This is a genomic window from Nocardia sp. NPDC020380 (assembly GCF_044386975.1).
GTDB lineage: Bacteria > Actinomycetota > Actinomycetes > Mycobacteriales > Mycobacteriaceae > Nocardia.
Genome location: NZ_JBIRVQ010000003.1, coordinates 649,658 through 665,574, shown reverse-complemented (window position 1 = coordinate 665,574; position 15,917 = coordinate 649,658). Strand labels below are relative to the sequence as shown.

Genomic DNA, 15,917 nt, shown 5'->3' with positions numbered 1-15,917 from the left:
CTCTAGGGACCTTTGCTCGTGGTTGTCGGCTCTGCCTTTGGATAGAAAAAGCCGAATCGCCGGATCCGCAAACTCAGGGGTCGCGGCTTACGCTCGAAGAAGGCAGCTCGCCGGCAGCCGGGGACAGACGGTTGCACGCGGACAAGGAAGTAGGGACCCAGGAGATGGCGCGCATCGGTGATGGCGGCGATCTGCTCAAGTGCTCGTTCTGCGGAAAGAGCCAGAAGCAGGTCAAGAAGCTCATTGCGGGACCGGGGGTGTACATCTGCGACGAGTGCATCGACCTGTGCAACGAGATCATCGAAGAGGAACTCGCGGAATCGAGCGAGGTCAAACTCGATGAGCTGCCGAAGCCGCAGGAGATCCGGGACTTCCTCGAGCAGTATGTGATCGGGCAGGACCCGGCCAAGAGAACCCTGGCGGTCGCGGTCTACAACCACTACAAGCGAATTCAAGCCGGCGACAAGGGCCGCGACTCGCGCGGCGAGGCCGTCGAGCTGATGAAGTCCAACATTCTCATGCTCGGACCGACCGGTTGCGGCAAGACCTATCTGGCGCAGACGCTCGCCAAGATGCTGAACGTGCCCTTCGCGATCGCGGACGCCACGGCGCTCACCGAAGCCGGTTATGTCGGTGAGGATGTCGAGAACATTCTGCTGAAGCTGATCCAGGCCGCCGACTACGACGTGAAGCGCGCCGAGACGGGCATCATCTACATCGACGAGGTCGACAAGATCGCCCGCAAGTCGGAGAACCCGTCCATCACCCGTGACGTGTCCGGTGAGGGCGTGCAGCAGGCGCTGCTGAAGATCCTGGAAGGCACGCAGGCGTCGGTGCCGCCGCAGGGCGGTCGCAAGCACCCGCACCAGGAGTTCATCCAGATCGACACCACCAACGTGCTTTTCATCGTCGCGGGTGCGTTCGCGGGGCTGGAGCGGATCGTTCAGGATCGGGTCGGCAAGCGCGGCATCGGTTTCGGTGCGGAGGTGCGCTCGAAGTCGGAGATCGACACCGCCGATCACTTCGCGGACGTGATGCCCGAGGATCTGATCAAGTACGGTCTGATCCCCGAGTTCATCGGCCGCTTACCGATCGTCGCCTCGGTCACCAACCTGGACAAGGAATCCCTGGTCCGGATTCTGGCCGAGCCGAAGAACGCGCTCGTCAAGCAGTACGTGCGGCTGTTCGAAATGGACGGCGTGGACCTGGAATTCAGCCAGGACGCGCTGGAAGCCGTTGCGGACCAGGCGATCCTGCGCGGCACCGGGGCGCGTGGCCTGCGGGCCATCATGGAGGAAGTCCTGCTGCCGGTCATGTACGACATCCCCAGCCGCGATGACGTGGCCAAGGTGGTCGTGACCGCCGAGACCGTCAACGACAATGTGCTGCCGACCATCGTGCCGCGCAAGCGTCAGTCCGGTCCGGAGCGCCGCGAGAAGTCGGCGTAACCCTCCGCTATGACGAACGGCCCTGCGAGATCCTCGCGGGGCCGTTTTTCTTTGCCTGTCAGAGCTGATGTGGGGATCGCCGTTGATCCTCGGATTCGCCTTTGAATCTTTTGCTCCGCTACTCCGGAAATCGGTGCGTGGACTTCACCTGTTACGACGGTGCCGCGGGCCGGAATTCATCGGCGGCGGGGGAATCTCAGCGTGAAGGGCGCCGGCTCGGGCACCGGGATGCGTTCCCGCGGCGCCACCAGCAGGCAGGCCAGGCCCAGCGCCGGAAGCGCCAGCGCACCAATGAGACTGCAGACGAAACTGGTCGTCCCGAGGTCGGCGGGCCGGTGGAAGAGGTGGTAGATGAAGTGCGGCACCCCGAACACCACCCACCCGAGCCCCGCGATCCGGGCCACCACACTGTCGCGGAACCACAGCGCGGCCGCGGTCATCACGCCCATGGCGAGGAAGAACGCCCCCACGTCACCGGTCAGGTGATGGTTGTAGGGGCCGTCCACGCTCACCCAGTGCACCCCGAATCCGGGGAAATTGTCATAGAAGGACATCGGCCCGAAGATGGCCCACAGCCCGATGATGATCGCCTGGGCCGCGAGTATTCCCAGCATGATCCAGAGCGCCACCCACCGCCGGCGGTTCATCTCCAGCCGCATCCGCACGTGCACGCCATCCCCCGTGCCCCGCAACGAGATCCGCATCGGCCCTCCCACCTCTCCCGGCTCGACTTGCAGTCACCGTAGAGCGGCGGCGGGCGCCGGGCAAGAGCCCGCGCCCGGCGCTACGTCGTCAGATGTCTTCCATCCGCATATCGTCCGGCCCCCAGTAGGCCTTCATGCTGACGATCTTCCCCTCGTCGTCGAATTCCATGATGTCGATGGGCGACAACGTCATCTGCTTGTCCCCGAACTTCGTCACCAGCGTGAACGACACCGCCGCGTGCTTCCCCGCCGACCGCACCGCATGCAGCTCGGTGCTCCGCTCGAGGTTCTCCAACGTCGCGTACATCTCCCGAATGGCGTCATGCCCCACCCGAGCCGCACTCCCGATCGGATCCTCCACCACAGCCCCCTCCGCATACAGCGAAAGAATCTGCTCGGTAGGCCCCGACCCCACCAACTTCACATACTGTTCCGCCACGTCACGAGGCTGCGCTGCCATGAGAACTCCCAACAAATTGAAACCCGTTCCACCCGCACCCTAGCAGCCGATCATCCCCGAAATCCCCCTCGACCCCACTCTCCGAGACCGGGAATCTCAGCGCTTTACGCGGTCTGGGGTGGAGTAGATGTTCATGGTGTTGCCGCGGAGGAAGCCTATGAGGGTGAGGGTGGTTTCGGTGGCCAGGTCTACGGCTAGGGAGCTGGGGGCGGAGACTGCGCCCAGGAGGGGGATGCCGGCCATGGCGGCTTTTTGGACCAGTTCGAAGGAGGCTCGGCCGCTCACCATGAGGATCAGGTTGGGGGAGAGGGCGTTTTCGCGGAGGGCCCAGCCTATTACCTTGTCTACGGCGTTGTGGCGGCCGATGTCTTCGCGGACTGCGAGGGCGGTGCCGTCGGGGGTGAAGAGGCCGGCGGCGTGTAGGCCGCCGGTGGCGTCGAAGACTTGCTGGCGGGCTCGTAGTTCGGTGGGGAGTTTCGCGAGGGTATCGACGTCTATCAGTGGAGTCGGATCGGGTAGAGGGTGGGGGAGGCGGGTGCGGACTTCGTCGAGGGCGGTTTTGCCGCAGAGGCCGCAGGCGCTGTTGGTGAGGAAGTTGCGGGGGGTGATGGGGGTCGGGTGGCGGAATTGGATGTCTAGGACGTTGTAGGTGTTGCGGCCGTTTTCGTCGGTGCCGGCGCAGTAGCGGGCGGTGACTATGTCCTCGCGGGAGGTGATGAGGCCTTCGGTGAGGAGGAAGCCGTGGATGAGGTCGATGTCGGCGCCGGGGGTGCGCATGGTGACCGTCAGAGACTTTCCGGCGGTGCGGATTTCGAGGGGTTCCTCGACGGCGAGGGTGTCGGGGCGTTGGATGGCGCCGGCGGGGGTTATGCGCAGGGTGGGGCGGCGGGCGGTGACTCTGCTCATGCGGTGTGCACGTGCCGTTCCAGGCGGATGGTGACGGCCTTGGAGACGGGCGTGTTCGAGCGGCGGGCCACGTGGTCCAGGGGCACCAAGGGGTTGGTTTCGGGGTAGTAGGCGGCGGCATTGCCGCGGGGGGTGGCGTAGGAGACCAGGCGGAAACCGGTGACGCGGCGCTCCTGGGGAGCGGCGTCGGGGGATTTCTCGTCGGTCCATTCCGAGATCAGGTCCACGAGATCGTCTTCCGCGAAACCGAGTTCGGCGATGTCCTCCGGGTTCACCAGTACGACGCGGCGGGCATTGTGGATGCCGCGGTAGCGGTCGTCGAGGCCGTAGATGGTGGTGTTGTACTGGTCGTGGCTGCGGAGGGTCTGCAGGATCAGGCGGCCCGCGGGGACCGGCAGCCAGTGCAGGTCGTTGACGGCGAAATTGGCCTTGCCGGTGCTGGTCCGGAATTCGCGGGCGTCGCGAGGCGGATGCGGGAGCTGGAAACCGTTGCGGCCGCGCACCTTCGCGTTGTAGTCGGTGCAGCCGGGCACGACATCGGCGATGGCGTCGCGAATACGGTCGTAGTCGCGGCGGAAGTCCGCCCACGGCACCGGATGTGCCGGACCGAACAGTTCCTGCGCGAGCTCGCACACGATGGTGACCTCGCTGCGCAGCTGATCGCTGACCGGCTGCAGGCGGCCGGTGGACAGGTGCACCATGGACATCGAATCCTCCACCGAAACCTGCTGGCGCACACCGTCTTGCAGGTCATCGTCGGTGCGGCCCAGGGTCGGCAGGATCAACGCGGTCCGGCCGTGCACGACATGACTGCGGTTGAGTTTCGTCGACACGTGCACGGTGAGTTCGCAGGCGCGCAGCGCGGCCTCGGTGACATCGGTGTCGGGGGTGGCGGAGACGAAGTTGCCGCCCATGCCGAAGAACACCTTGGCGCGCCCGTCCCGCATGGCGCGAATGGAATCGACGGTGTCCCAGCCGTGTTCGCGCGGGCTGCTGATGCCGAACCGCTTGTCCAGCGCGTCGAGGAAGGTGTCCGGCATCTTCTCCCAGATGCCCATGGTGCGGTCGCCCTGCACATTGGAATGCCCGCGCACCGGGCACACGCCCGCGCCGGGCTTTCCGATCATGCCGCGCACGAGCAGCAGGTTGGTGGCCTCCTCGATGGTGGCGACGCCGTGCACCTGCTGCGTCAAACCCATTGCCCAGCAGATGATCACGGCCTTGGACGAGGCCAGCAGCGCCGCGGTCCGATCCAGGTCGGGACGGGTGAGCCCGGTGGCCTCCTCGACCACGGCGAGGTCGACCGCCCGCATCTGCTTCTCGTATTCGGCGAATCCGGCGGTGTGCGCGTCCACGAAGGCGCGGTCCATCACGGTGCCGGGCGCCCGGTCCTCGGCCTCGAACAGCAGTTTGCCGAGCCCCTGGAATAACGCCATATCGCCGCCGAGCCGGATCTGCAGGAAGTCGTCGGCAATGGTGGTGCCGCTGGTGAAGCCCTTGATCGTCTGCGGGTCCCGGAAGCCGATGAGCCCGGTCTCGGGCAGCGGGTTGACCGCGATCACCTTGGCGCCGTGCGCTTTCGCCTCGCTCAGCGCGGACAGCATGCGCGGGTGATTGGTGCCCGGATTCTGCCCGGCCACGATGATGAGGTCGGCCTTCTTGAAATCGTCGATGGACACCGAGCCCTTGCCGATGCCGATGGACGCGGTCAGTGCGGCGCCGGAGGATTCGTGGCACATGTTGGAGCAGTCCGGCAGATTGTTGGTGCCGTAACTGCGGACGAGTAGCTGGTAGAGGAAGGCGGTCTCGTTGGCGGTGCGGCCGGAGGTGTAGAAGAGCGCCTCGTCGGGCGAGTCCAGTTCGCGCAGCTGGTCGGCGATGATCCGGTAGGCGTCGTCCCAGGCGATGGGCGAGTAGTGGGTATCGCCGGCGCGCAGCACCATGGGGTGGGTGAGCCGCCCCTGCTGGCCGAGCCAGTACCCCGACTTTCCGGCGAGCTCCTCGACCGAGTGCGTGGCGAAGAATTCGGGTGTGACGGTCCGCAGCGTCGCCTCCTCGGCAACCGCCTTGGCCCCGTTCTCACAGAACTCCGCCGGCCGCCGCATACCGGTCGGTTCCGGCCAGGCGCAGCCCGGGCAGTCGAAACCATTGCGGTGATTGACCCGCGCCAGCGTGCGCGCGGTCCGCAGCACGCCCATCTCCTCGACCGCCCGTTCCAGGGCCACGGTCACCGCCTTGACCCCCGCCGCCTGCGTTTTCGGTGTGGTGACCGAGAGCGCGGATTCGTCGATATCGGCTTTCGGGGCGGCGCGATGCATGGTGACCATTGTCCTCTCTGACGCACAGCTGTCCGGGCGGACCCCTTCGATCGTATGTCCGGTTTCGCCGGAGCCACGAATGTTGCACACGGCATCCAGCGGGTAACGCCTGAACCGGATGGCCCCGCAGGCGGGCCGCCGGACTTACCATCGAAATCAGCGAGGTCACACCGGATGACCATCCAGGCGCACCCCGCCGCAACATGCGCACTCACCCAGCGAGGGAATCGGCGTGGAGGTGCGTACGAATGACCGACGGGGGAGCAACCGAGGCGGACATCGCCCGGGTGCGGGCAGCACTACCGGAGTACGACGTCGACCGTCCGGCCGGGCGTGGCGGATGCGGGGTCGTACTGGCCGGACGGCAGCGACGATCGGGCCGCAGGGTCGCGATCAAGCAACTGCCTGCGCAATTCGCGGCCGAGGCCGCGGTACGGCAGCGATTCGAGACGGTCGGGCAGGCGTTGACGGCGTGGGAACACCCGCATCTGGCGCCTGTGTACGAGTGCGTCGAACATGAAGGCCTGTACCTGCTGGTGAGTGAGTACCTGTCGCGCGGGACCGTCGAGAGACGGTTCAGCACAGCCGGTTTCGACGCGCCCGCGGCCGTCGCGGTGGCGCTGTCGGCCGCCGCGGGGCTGGATGCGGCGCACCGGCGCGGGGTACTGCATCGCGCGGTGAAACCGGGCAATCTGCTGTTCGCGGCGAACGGCACACTCAAACTCACCGACCTCGGTATCGCCGAGATCGTCGGCGGTGACGAGACGCCCGCGACCCGCGCCGGTGAAATCGTCGGCACGCCCGCGTATCTCGCCCCGGAACAGCTGCTCGGCCTGCCGCTTTCGCCCGCCACCGATGTGTACGCGCTGGTGACCATGCTCTATCAGCTGCTGGCCGGGGTGCTGCCGTTTCCGCCCGGCACCGACCCGCTCGATGTCCTGTTCGGCCACGCCTACGGTGATCCGGCGCTGCTGTCGACGGTGGCGCCGGCGGTCCCGGCGCCGATCGCCGAGACCGTCATGCTCGGCCTCGCCCGCGACCCGGCCGAGCGTTTCGACTCCGCCGAATCCTTCGGCATCTCCCTCGCTGACGCCGCAGCACACTGCTGGGGCACGAATTGGCTGCTGCCCGTCGGTATTCCGGTCCTCGGCGCGGACACGATAGTCGCCGCAGCCACCGGTATCTTCCGCGGCGGCCGGCCGCAGCCCCGGGATCCGGACGCACCCCCCGAACAACCTCGTAGCACCCTGCCTACCGGGACGCAGGCAGGTGGGAAAGGCACGAGCAAGCCGAGCAGCACGCGGGTGCGGCCGCGGCAGCCGTTGCGGCAGGGCGGGATTCGGCTGGTGGACGTGCAGCCGAACGACCTGGTCCCGGCGCAGCGGCTGGTGGCCCTCCCGTCGCCGCGGCTGCCGTTCGTGATCGCCGCGGTGCTGGCGGTGGTGGCGGTCCTGGTGGCGGTGTTCGGGCTGGGGGTGGGGCCGACGCGGGCCGCGCCGCCGATCGGATTGATCCAGGTGAACGGTGTCGATCCGGCGCGCGTGGATCGGGTTCCCTTGGATCTGTCGGAGCCCGTGCTGCTTTCGGTGAACGGCACGACCGCGGATTCGGCAGAGCTGTCCCTCGATGTGCTGGGCGTGAACATCGGCGATGTGAGCACGCCCTTGTCGCCGGGCGGGCCGGGTGTCGCGACCGCGCTGCCGGTGCCGCTGGATCCGCATGTGCTGGCCGGTGACGTCACAGCGGAGATCACCTTGTCCCGCAATGGATCCACGACCGCGGTCTACCGGTTCCCGGTGCATACCGCGCAGCGGCCGCTCATCACGGTGACGGCGGTCGGTGTGCTGCTGTTGATCCTCCTGGCCGTCGTCTACGCCGAGGCGTCCGTGCGCGGTTTGTGCGGTGGTCGGGCGGGCCGGGCCGCGACGGTGGGGCTGTCGGTGAGCACCGCGTTGCTGGGCATCGGCGCGGTGGGGGTGAGCTGGATTCTGTTCGGCCGTGAACCGACACTGGTCGCGCTGTTGCTGTGTGCGGTGGTGGGCGCCGGGGCCGGCGTGGTGTCGGCGGTCGGCTGCCGTCGGGTGGGCCGGCGGTACCGGTATGTGCGGGCGCGGCCCGCGGCTCGGTGAATCTGGTCGTTCGTTGCGCAACACGGGGTGTGGACCGATATACCGAGGAATGTCATCGGCGGCGGGTGACGGCGTGGAGGGGAGGGCGCGGAGATGGTGGGGCGGCCACTGATCGAGATACGGGAATGGGGTCGCCCAGCGCGACGGAAGGAACTGGACGGTCCCCTCATATTCGGGCGGGAGGGCGCCCACGAATCACTCGCGGACAGCGGCGTTTCCCGCCGGCACCTGCGCCTCGTCCCCACTCCGACCGCTCTCTCGGTCGTCGACCTCGGCAGCCGGAACGGCACCACCGTCAACGGCCTCACCCTGTCAGGACGCCGGGTGCTCACCACCGGCGACGTCGTGCGCCTCGGCCGCAGCGAAATCATCGTGCTGCACACACCCACGGCCGAACCCGCCGAATTCGACGCCGACGAAACGTATCGCGGAACCCAGGGCGCCACCGCACCGCCGCCACCCGTCGACCGGCCGCCGTCGCGCGGCGTGCGCTGGAGCGAACGCATCCTCGGTATCGACTCCACCGGCACCCGGAATCTGTTCCCCGCCTTCACCGAACTGCCCTCGCGAGTGCCGCTGCCGGTGTGGCAGGCCGTGCGGGTGGTGAGTATCGCGGCGTATTTCACCGTCATCGTGCTGCTGTTCGTGCGGCCCGCGGCGGGGTTGTTCGTGTTCTTCAAGGTGATCGCGCCGCTGTTGCCGGGACTGTTCCTCATCGCACCGGGTTTGTGGCGCAATGTGTGCCCGCTGGCCGCCACCAATCAGCTGCCGCGATTGCTGCGGTTCAGTCGCGCCGCGACCGTGCCGAATTGGTTCCAGCAGCGCGGGTATCTGATCGCGGTGTTGTTGTTCTTCGGCATTGTCGGGTCGCGGCTGGCGGGGCTGGATCGCAATGGAATCACCACCGGTGCGGTGCTTTCCGCGGTCATCGCGGCCGCGTTCGCGGGCGGGGTGGCGTTCAAGGGCAAGAGCGGCTGGTGCAGCAGCATCTGCCCGTTGTTCCCGCTGCAGCGCGCGTACGGGCAGACGCCCTTCGTGACCGTGGCCAACAATCACTGTCAGCCGTGCGTGGGATGCGCCAAGAACTGTTTCGATTTCAAACCGCGCGCCGCCTATCAGGCCGACCTCGCCGACCCGGACCGCGGTTGGAGCGCGCCGCGCAAGCTGTTCGCGGCGGCGCTGCCCGGGTTCGTCATCGGGTTCGTGGTGGTGGCGGGGAATCCGAATATGGTGCTGCCGCAACGGTTCGTGGTGCTGGGGCTGGCGATGGTGGTCGCCGTGGGGTTGTTCTTCGTGGTGGAAGCCGTGACCTCGGTGAGTCAGGCCATGCTGTCGGCGGGGTATGCCGTGGTGGCGTTGAACGCTTTCTACTGGTTCGGGGGCACGGTGCTCGCCGCGTCCTTCACCACTGTGACAGGGGTGGCGGCGCCGGGGCTGCGGTGGGTGATCAGTGCGGTGGTGCTGGTGGCGACCGCGTTGTTCCTGGCCCGCACCAGGGTCAGCGAACTGCAGTACGCGCTCACCACCGGGGCACGGACCGCGCCGGTGCTGCTGCCCTTTCCCCGGCCACGCGCGCCGCAGGAAAAGCCCGTTGCCGCAGCGGCATCCGTGCTGTTCGAGCCCGGTACTGCGCGTCTGCCCGCCGAGATCGGCGCGAGCCTGCTCGATATCGCCGAGCAGGGTGAGCAGCCGGTGGAGGCCGGTTGCCGGATGGGCGTGTGCGGCGCGGACCCGGTCGCCGTCCTGGAGGGCGCGGACCGGCTGTGCGAACCCACCGCCGATGAACGGAACACGCTGCAGCGACTCGGATTCGCGGACAACACCCGTATGGCGTGCTGTGCCCGGCTCACCGGGGGTGAGGTCCGGGTATCCCTCACCCCGGAACCCGGTCGCGGAAATACCGCCACCCCTGTGCATTTCGATCGTGCTCTGGTGAGTGTGGTCGTCATCGGTAATGGGATCGCGGGCGTCACGGCCGCCGATTTCATCCGGCGCGGCCATCCGGACTGCGAAATCCATCTGATCGGACGGGAATCGCACGGCTTCTACAATCGGATGGGCATCTCCCGGTTGGTGTACGGGCGTTCCGCCATGCAGGGCCTGCACCTGCTGCCCGACCAGTGGTATACCGATCATCAGGTCACGCCCTGGCTCAATACCCTTGCCACTCGCCTGGATCCGCGCGCCCAGCGCGTGCATCTCGGCACCGGGGATGTGCTGCCCTACGACCGCCTGATCCTCGCCATGGGCGCGGCCGCCGCCCTCCCCGAGATCGAAGGACTGGATCGGCCCGGCAGTTTCGTACTTCGCGAAGCCGCCGACGCCCTGCGCATCCGAGCCTACGCACAACGGCATTCGTGCGCTCGCGCCGTGGTGGCGGGCGGTGGACTGCTCGGCCTCGAGGCCGCGTACGCCCTGCACCAGCTCGGCCTGCAGGTCACCGTCCTGGAGCGCGGAGACCGCCTGCTCGGCAAGCAACTCGACCAACGCGCCTCGGCGCTCGTGCACGCGCACTTCGCCCGCGCGGGCATCGTGGTCCGCACGCACGCCGAAACTGACCGCCTCGTGGGCGATCCCGGCGTCAAAGGTGCCCTCCTGAAATCCGGTGCGACCCTGCCCTGCGAGGTGTTCCTCACGGCCACCGGTATCCGCCCGAATATCGAACTCGCCCGCCGCGCAGGACTTCCCGTCCGCCGCGGCATCCTCGTCGACGACCACATGCGCACCGCCGCCCCGCACATCTACGCCGCCGGCGATGTAGCCGAACACCGCAACCAGGTCCTGGGCCTTTGGCCCATCGCCGCCGACCAGGCCCAGGCGGCCGCCGTCAATGCCCTGGGCGGCGACCATCCCCTCACCGCCGAAACGCCCGCCACCATCCTGAAAGGCGTAGGCCTGGAACTCTTCACCATCGGCCGCGTCGACCCGGCCCCCGGCGATGAGGTGATCGTTCTCGACGTCCCCCGATCCCACTCCTATCGCCGCCTCATAATCTCCAGGGACCGCGCCGTGGGCGCCACCATCCTCGGTCACCACCCCACCGATGTAGCCGCCGCTCAGCAGGCCATCCGCACCGCCACCCCCATCCCACCCACCGCCCGCCCCGCTCTCCACGCCGGCGATTGGTCCGCGCTCCGATAACACCTGCCGCGCAGGCCGGTGATGGCCCTCCACGGCGATGCGGATCCAGCCGATGCGCGCGAGTTGTCACGCGCTGCAATGACTGCGGCCGATGCGCGCGGCAGATCGACCTACGCCGTGACGAAGAGGCCGCTGATCGTTCCGTCCGGCGGCGCCGGCGTCGCACGGATCGAGGTCCGTGCGCTGCGGTCCGTGGGAGATCAGGCGGGGCCGAGGTCGGTGCGGTAGGTGAAGATGCGCTCGCCTATTCGCAGGCTCCAGCCGCGCTGGAGTTCGACGGGGCGCTGTCCGACGCGCATCCACTCGGCGGCACCCGGCGCGGCCATGAAGGTGCCGCCGGGGGTTCCGGCGTCGCGCACGAAAACCGTTGCGCCGCTGACTGTCAGATGCGCGTGCACGCGGGAGACGTGGCGGTCGCGGGGTATCACGATGGGCGAGGCCTGGGCTCGCCGCACCGAATCGTCGATCATCGGGTCGCGGCCGATCACGTATGGCCGATCGAGCGGATATCGCGCGCCGTCCGGGCTGACGAGTGCTCCGGCCTGATACGCGACCGTTTCCATGGGTGCCGCGCCCGCGGACCGCGCTGCCGGCTCGGCAGGCGATGCCTGCGAGGGCTGCGGTGCCGGCGCAGGTTGCGGTGCCGGTGTGGACTGCGGCCTCGGGGCGGACTGCGGTGGAGGCGTCGACTGATGTGATGGGATGGGTTGCGGTGCGGGGTGCGGGCCCGGCGTGGATTGTGGTGCCGGCGTGGGGGATTGCTTGCCATCGTCCTCCGCGGCGGCGGCCTCGGCGTCGAAGGCGGCGGTGGGTGGTTGATCCTCCGGATCGGGGCGGCCCTCCCGGGCGGGCTTGCTCGACCTCTGGTTGTCCGGATGTCGCGGTGTCCGCGCCGGTTCGTCGGATTTCTCCGGCTTCGATTTCGCCGCATCCGTTGATTTGCCCGGTTCGATCGCCGCTGTCGCGGGCGGGTCGTCCGCCTGCACGGCGGGGGCTTGGGGCATTTCGGTGCCGCCGACCGGGAAGGTGGCGGCTCGGCGGTCGTAGACGGGTGGCGGGTCACCGGCCTGCCTGCCGGATTGGGGTGGGGCGCTGGGGGATTGGATAGGCACGCGGATCGGTTCGGAGCCGAAGCGGGTGTGGGAAGGGGTGGGGAGTGGGGCTCGGCGCGTGAGGTCGGCGGCGGAGGGTTGCGGGGGATAGAGTTCGGGGCTGGTGTCGGAGGGTCTGCGCGGGCGTCCGCTCAGCCCGGTTGCGGGTGCGTGGAGGACGAATCCGCCGGCGGAGGCCACTCCCGCGCGCAGGTCGGTGTGCGGGATCGAGCTGGCGGCGGAGCCTTCGGTGCTCACCGAGATGCGGCGCACCGGGTCGCGGATGATTTCGTCGGCCCAGGTCATGGCGCGTTCGCCGGAGAGTCGACGCGTGCCTTCCGGGCCTTCGACGACCGCCAGGACGGGACCGTGCAGCAGCACCAGGATGCCGCCCGCGGTCGGCGCCACCACGCCGAAGGCGGGAGGCTGTCCAGAGCCGCCGCTGAATACCGTCGCCGCCAGGCGTTGGGCGATGGCCACGCCCGGATCGGCGGCGGTGGCCGCGGTTTCGGCCGCGCCCAGAATCCGTTCCGTGGAGGGGCTTTCGCCCGCGACCACGATGCACACTGCTCCGAATCGCGCGACCAGGCCGTCCCCGCGCGTCAATGCGACAGTGGTCGGTATGCGTCCCATGCGCGCCTCCCTCTCCCGGCGCTCGCCATATCGCAGCCAAGCATAGGACCGGTGGCGTTCGGGCGGTACGGGCCGACGCGACTCGCCAGATTGTGGCAATACGCCTCGCGGGGGCGCATCGGGCGGAAGGATCGGGGCATCGTGCCGGCGCACCGGGCCCGGCAGGACCGACGAGGACCGCACCATGACGGGCACGATCATCAGGAACAGGACTACGACTCCGGCACTTCGCACCCGCCGCCTGCGGTATCTGACCGGCGCGCTCGGCCTGTCCGGGCTGGCCGCCGTGACGGTGTGCGCCGCGCCCGCGCAGGCCACCGCGACCCGGGTCGGGGCGGAACCCGGCATCAGTTTCGGGATGGCGTCGAATTTCGGGACGAGTTGCTCGTACACGATCAACGGTTACGTCGACGATCCGACGACCCCGGTCGTGTTCTACGACAATGGGATTCCCTTCGCCTGGTCCGCGCCGTCGGGCTGGCTGGCCCAGGTGCCGTGGACGCCTGCTACTCCCGGCCGGCACCGCATTCAGGCGGTCCAGCACAGTCAGCCGGGTCCGGATGTCTTCCCGTATGTCGATGTGCACGTGGGTATGGGCCTGAACTCGGGGTCCGGCTGCCTCGTCATCAACTGACGCGCACCGGGAATGCGCTGGGCGACAGACCGGTTGCTTCGATCCGAGCAGAGGAGTCGAGAATGGCGCAGACACGGGCCCTGGTACTGGGCGGCGGAGGCGTGGCCGGAATCGCCTGGGAAACCGGGGTCATCGCGGGACTCGCCGACGCCGGAGTCGACGTCACCGGCGCCGACCTGCTGCTCGGCACCTCCGCCGGGGCGAATGTGGCCGCCCAGGTGGGCAGCGGACTGCCCCTCGAGGAACTGTTCCGGCGGCAGACCGAACCCGCCCTGCAGAGCCGCGAACTGGCGCCATCCGGCAACCCGCTGCTCGACCTCGGCACGCTCTGGGGCGAAATCGTCGTCGAAGCCGCCGGTGATCAGGCGAAAGTGGGCCGCCGCCTGGGTGAACTGGCCGGCGCCGCGCATACCGTGCCGGTCATCGCCCGCTACGCCGTCATCGAAACCCGCCTGCCCGTACACGATTGGCCGGACCGCACCGTGCGGGTCGTCGCCGTCGACGCCGATACCGGCGAACCGCAGATCTTCGACCGCGCCTCCGGCGTATCGCTGATCCACGCGGTGGCAGCCAGTTCCGCGGTGCCGCTGGTCTGGCCCGTGGTCCCGATCGGCGGCGCCCGCTACATCGACGGCGGCGTCCGCTCCAGCAGCAATTCGGATTTCGCCGCGGGCCACGACCGCATCCTCATCCTCCTACCCACGCCCGACCCCCGCGTGGACGAAGAAGTAGCCGCCCTCACCGCCGCCGGCTCCCGCGTCGTGGTGATCGCCCCGAATGAGGCCACTTTCGCCGCCATCGGCGACAACCCCCTCGACCCCGCCACCCGCACGCCCGCAGCCGAAGCCGGCCGCGCCCAGGGCCGCGCCGAAGCGGCTCGCATCGACCGACTCTGGAACTGACGAAGTCCTACTGCTCGAAGGCGGCCTTGGCGGCGGGTTCGGCGGCGCGGCGGTCGTCTTCGACGAGGCCGATGCGGGTGCGGCGGTCCAGCAAGTCGTCGATGTCCAGGGCGCCCTCGGCGCGGACGGCGAAGACGAATTCGGCTGCTGTGACATCGATTCCGGGGGCCACCGGCGCGGCCAAGGCCGGATCGCGCTCGGCGAGCTCGAGGATGGCGGTGGCTTCGCTGCCGTAGCGTTCGACCAGGCGGGCCGGGGCCGGGATGCGGTCGCGGGCCGCGCCGGAGACCGCGCCGACGAGGGGGAGACGCTTTGTGCGGCAGGGGGATGCGGTCAGGTGGGAGTGGGTGACGGCCGCGTCGACGGCGTCCTCGGCCATCTTGCGGTAGGTGGTGAGCTTGCCGCCGACCACCGTGATCACGCCGGTCGGCGAGGTCAGGACGGCGTGCTCGCGGGAGATGTCGGCGGTGCTGTCGCCGCCGGTGCGCAGTAGTGGGCGCAGGCCCGCGAAGGTGCTGCGGATGTCGTTGCGAGTCAAGGGTTCCCGCAGGACGGTGTTGACGGTGTCGAGCAGGAAATCGATCTCGGAGTCGGTGGCGTGCGGCACGTCCGGCACCGGGCCGGGCGCTTCCTCGTCGGTGAGGCCCAGGTACACGCGATTGTGCGCGGCGGGGAACGCGAAGATGAAACGACTGGTACTGCCCGGAATCGGCACCGTCAGCGAGGCCGTGAGCCCGCCGAAGGCCGCGGCGTCGAACACCAGGTGCGTCCCGCGTGAGGGCCGCAATTCGATGCTCGGATCCACCTGATCGGCCCACACGCCGGTCGCATTGATGACCGAACGCGCTGTGACGGTGAGGGTTTCGCCGGTCAGCTGATCCACCAGTGTGGCCTGCTCACCGGAAACCTCGGTCGCCGCCACGCGCGTGAGAATCGATGCCCCGTGCGAGGCCGCCGTGCGTGCGATCGCCACCACCAGCCGCGCATCGTCCACCAGTTGCCCGTCCCAGGCGAGCAGTCCGCCGCGCAGCCCGGCCCGCCGCACGGTCGGCGCCAGCCGCAGCGCCTCGGCCGCCGCCACCCGCCGCGACCGCGGCAGCACCGACGATGAGGTCCCGGCCGCCCGCCGCAGCACATCACCGGCCACGAATCCGGTCCGCACCAGCAGCTTCTGCGCCGCACCGATATTCGGCAGCAGCGGCACCACCTGCGGCAGTGCCCGGGTGAGATGCGGTGCGGTGCGGGTCAGCAGGATGTCGCGTTCCACCGCGCTCTCGTGCGCGATGCCCACCCCGCCGCTGGCCAGGTACCGCAGCCCGCCGTGCACGAGTTTGGAACTCCAGCGGCTGGTGCCGAACGCCAGGTCGTGCTTCTCCACCAGTACCGTGCGCAATCCGCGCGCGGCGGCATCGAGGGCCACACCCACCCCGGTGATACCGCCGCCGATCACCAGTACGTCGATGGCCGCGCCGTCGCCGAGCGCCCGCAGTTCCCGCTGCCGTCGCGCGGCATCGAGCACGGAGTCGGAGTGGACTGAATTCCCGGTCATGG

At 68.8% G+C, this 15,917-nt stretch carries 11 protein-coding genes; 5 read left to right on the top strand and 6 right to left on the bottom strand.

All coding sequences use genetic code 11. From position 1 onward, the window contains the following. Window positions 1-164 precede the first annotated feature (164 nt). Window positions 165-1,448, top strand: coding sequence for an ATP-dependent Clp protease ATP-binding subunit ClpX (gene clpX / locus ACH438_RS10670; protein ID WP_397003543.1), 1,284 nt, complete (start codon window positions 165-167; stop codon window positions 1,446-1,448). A 176-nt stretch (window positions 1,449-1,624) separates the two neighbouring features. Here the strand turns inward: clpX and ACH438_RS10665 are convergent, their stop codons facing one another. From ACH438_RS10665 to ACH438_RS10650, 4 genes are all read right to left on the bottom strand, one after another. Further along, on the bottom strand, window positions 1,625-2,152 hold the full coding sequence (locus tag ACH438_RS10665) for a hypothetical protein (protein ID WP_397003541.1): 528 nt from the start codon (window positions 2,150-2,152) through the stop codon (window positions 1,625-1,627). A gap of 88 nt (window positions 2,153-2,240) precedes the next feature. After that, window positions 2,241-2,612 carry a nuclear transport factor 2 family protein gene (locus ACH438_RS10660; RefSeq protein ID WP_397003539.1) on the bottom strand — a complete coding sequence of 124 codons (372 nt, stop codon included), beginning with the start codon at window positions 2,610-2,612 and terminating at the stop codon, window positions 2,241-2,243. Between the two features lie 96 nt (window positions 2,613-2,708). Then, window positions 2,709-3,518 carry a formate dehydrogenase accessory sulfurtransferase FdhD gene (fdhD, locus tag ACH438_RS10655; RefSeq protein ID WP_397003537.1) on the bottom strand — a complete coding sequence of 270 codons (810 nt, stop codon included), beginning with the start codon at window positions 3,516-3,518 and terminating at the stop codon, window positions 2,709-2,711. After that, window positions 3,515-5,836: an FdhF/YdeP family oxidoreductase gene (locus tag ACH438_RS10650; RefSeq protein ID WP_397003535.1), complete on the bottom strand. Its 2,322-nt coding sequence runs from the start codon at window positions 5,834-5,836 to the stop codon at window positions 3,515-3,517. The genes fdhD and ACH438_RS10650 overlap by 4 nt, the downstream gene beginning before the upstream one ends. A 248-nt stretch (window positions 5,837-6,084) precedes the next feature. On the opposite strand from ACH438_RS10650, the gene ACH438_RS10645 reads away from it, so the two are divergent. Together ACH438_RS10645 and ACH438_RS10640 are read left to right on the top strand one after the other, a co-directional pair. After that, window positions 6,085-7,965 (top strand): serine/threonine-protein kinase, encoded by a 1,881-nt coding sequence (locus ACH438_RS10645; protein WP_397003533.1) that lies wholly within the window; start codon window positions 6,085-6,087, stop codon window positions 7,963-7,965. A 93-nt stretch (window positions 7,966-8,058) separates the two neighbouring features. After that, window positions 8,059-11,106 carry an FAD-dependent oxidoreductase gene (locus ACH438_RS10640; RefSeq protein WP_397003531.1) on the top strand — a complete coding sequence of 1,016 codons (3,048 nt, stop codon included), beginning with the start codon at window positions 8,059-8,061 and terminating at the stop codon, window positions 11,104-11,106. A gap of 200 nt (window positions 11,107-11,306) precedes the next feature. Here ACH438_RS10640 and ACH438_RS10635 read toward each other — a convergent pair whose 3' ends face one another. After that, complete coding sequence (locus tag ACH438_RS10635) at window positions 11,307-12,830, bottom strand: FHA domain-containing protein (RefSeq protein ID WP_397003529.1); 1,524 nt, start codon at window positions 12,828-12,830, stop codon at window positions 11,307-11,309. 184 nt (window positions 12,831-13,014) lie between these two features. On the opposite strand from ACH438_RS10635, the gene ACH438_RS10630 reads away from it, so the two are divergent. Together ACH438_RS10630 and ACH438_RS10625 are read left to right on the top strand one after the other, a co-directional pair. Continuing rightward, entirely contained in the window at window positions 13,015-13,464 is a 450-nt protein-coding gene (locus ACH438_RS10630; RefSeq protein WP_397003527.1) for a hypothetical protein, read from the top strand. A 62-nt stretch (window positions 13,465-13,526) separates the two neighbouring features. After that, window positions 13,527-14,366, top strand: coding sequence for a patatin-like phospholipase family protein (locus ACH438_RS10625; RefSeq protein ID WP_397003525.1), 840 nt, complete (start codon window positions 13,527-13,529; stop codon window positions 14,364-14,366). Window positions 14,367-14,373: 7 nt separating this feature from the next. Here the strand turns inward: ACH438_RS10625 and ACH438_RS10620 are convergent, their stop codons facing one another. Then, window positions 14,374-15,915 (bottom strand): glycerol-3-phosphate dehydrogenase/oxidase, encoded by a 1,542-nt coding sequence (locus tag ACH438_RS10620; RefSeq protein ID WP_397003523.1) that lies wholly within the window; start codon window positions 15,913-15,915, stop codon window positions 14,374-14,376. Between the last annotated feature and the right edge of the window lie 2 nt (window positions 15,916-15,917).

Bases quoted from the DNA above. Each gene is read 5' to 3' on its own strand.
- ACH438_RS10660 (WP_397003539.1), bottom strand. From the start codon at position 2,612: ATGGCAGCGCAGCCTCGTGACGTGGCGGAACAGTATGTGAAGTTGGTG.
- ACH438_RS10635 (WP_397003529.1), bottom strand. From the start codon at position 12,830: ATGGGACGCATACCGACCACTGTCGCATTGACGCGCGGGGACGGCCTG.
- ACH438_RS10645 (WP_397003533.1), top strand. From the start codon at position 6,085: ATGACCGACGGGGGAGCAACCGAGGCGGACATCGCCCGGGTGCGGGCA.
- ACH438_RS10620 (WP_397003523.1), bottom strand. From the start codon at position 15,915: ATGACCGGGAATTCAGTCCACTCCGACTCCGTGCTCGATGCCGCGCGA.
- ACH438_RS10625 (WP_397003525.1), top strand. From the start codon at position 13,527: ATGGCGCAGACACGGGCCCTGGTACTGGGCGGCGGAGGCGTGGCCGGA.
- ACH438_RS10665 (WP_397003541.1), bottom strand. From the start codon at position 2,152: ATGCGGATCTCGTTGCGGGGCACGGGGGATGGCGTGCACGTGCGGATG.
- ACH438_RS10640 (WP_397003531.1), top strand. From the start codon at position 8,059: ATGGTGGGGCGGCCACTGATCGAGATACGGGAATGGGGTCGCCCAGCG.
- ACH438_RS10650 (WP_397003535.1), bottom strand. From the start codon at position 5,836: ATGCATCGCGCCGCCCCGAAAGCCGATATCGACGAATCCGCGCTCTCG.
- ACH438_RS10630 (WP_397003527.1), top strand. From the start codon at position 13,015: ATGACGGGCACGATCATCAGGAACAGGACTACGACTCCGGCACTTCGC.
- clpX (WP_397003543.1), top strand. From the start codon at position 165: ATGGCGCGCATCGGTGATGGCGGCGATCTGCTCAAGTGCTCGTTCTGC.
- fdhD (WP_397003537.1), bottom strand. From the start codon at position 3,518: ATGAGCAGAGTCACCGCCCGCCGCCCCACCCTGCGCATAACCCCCGCC.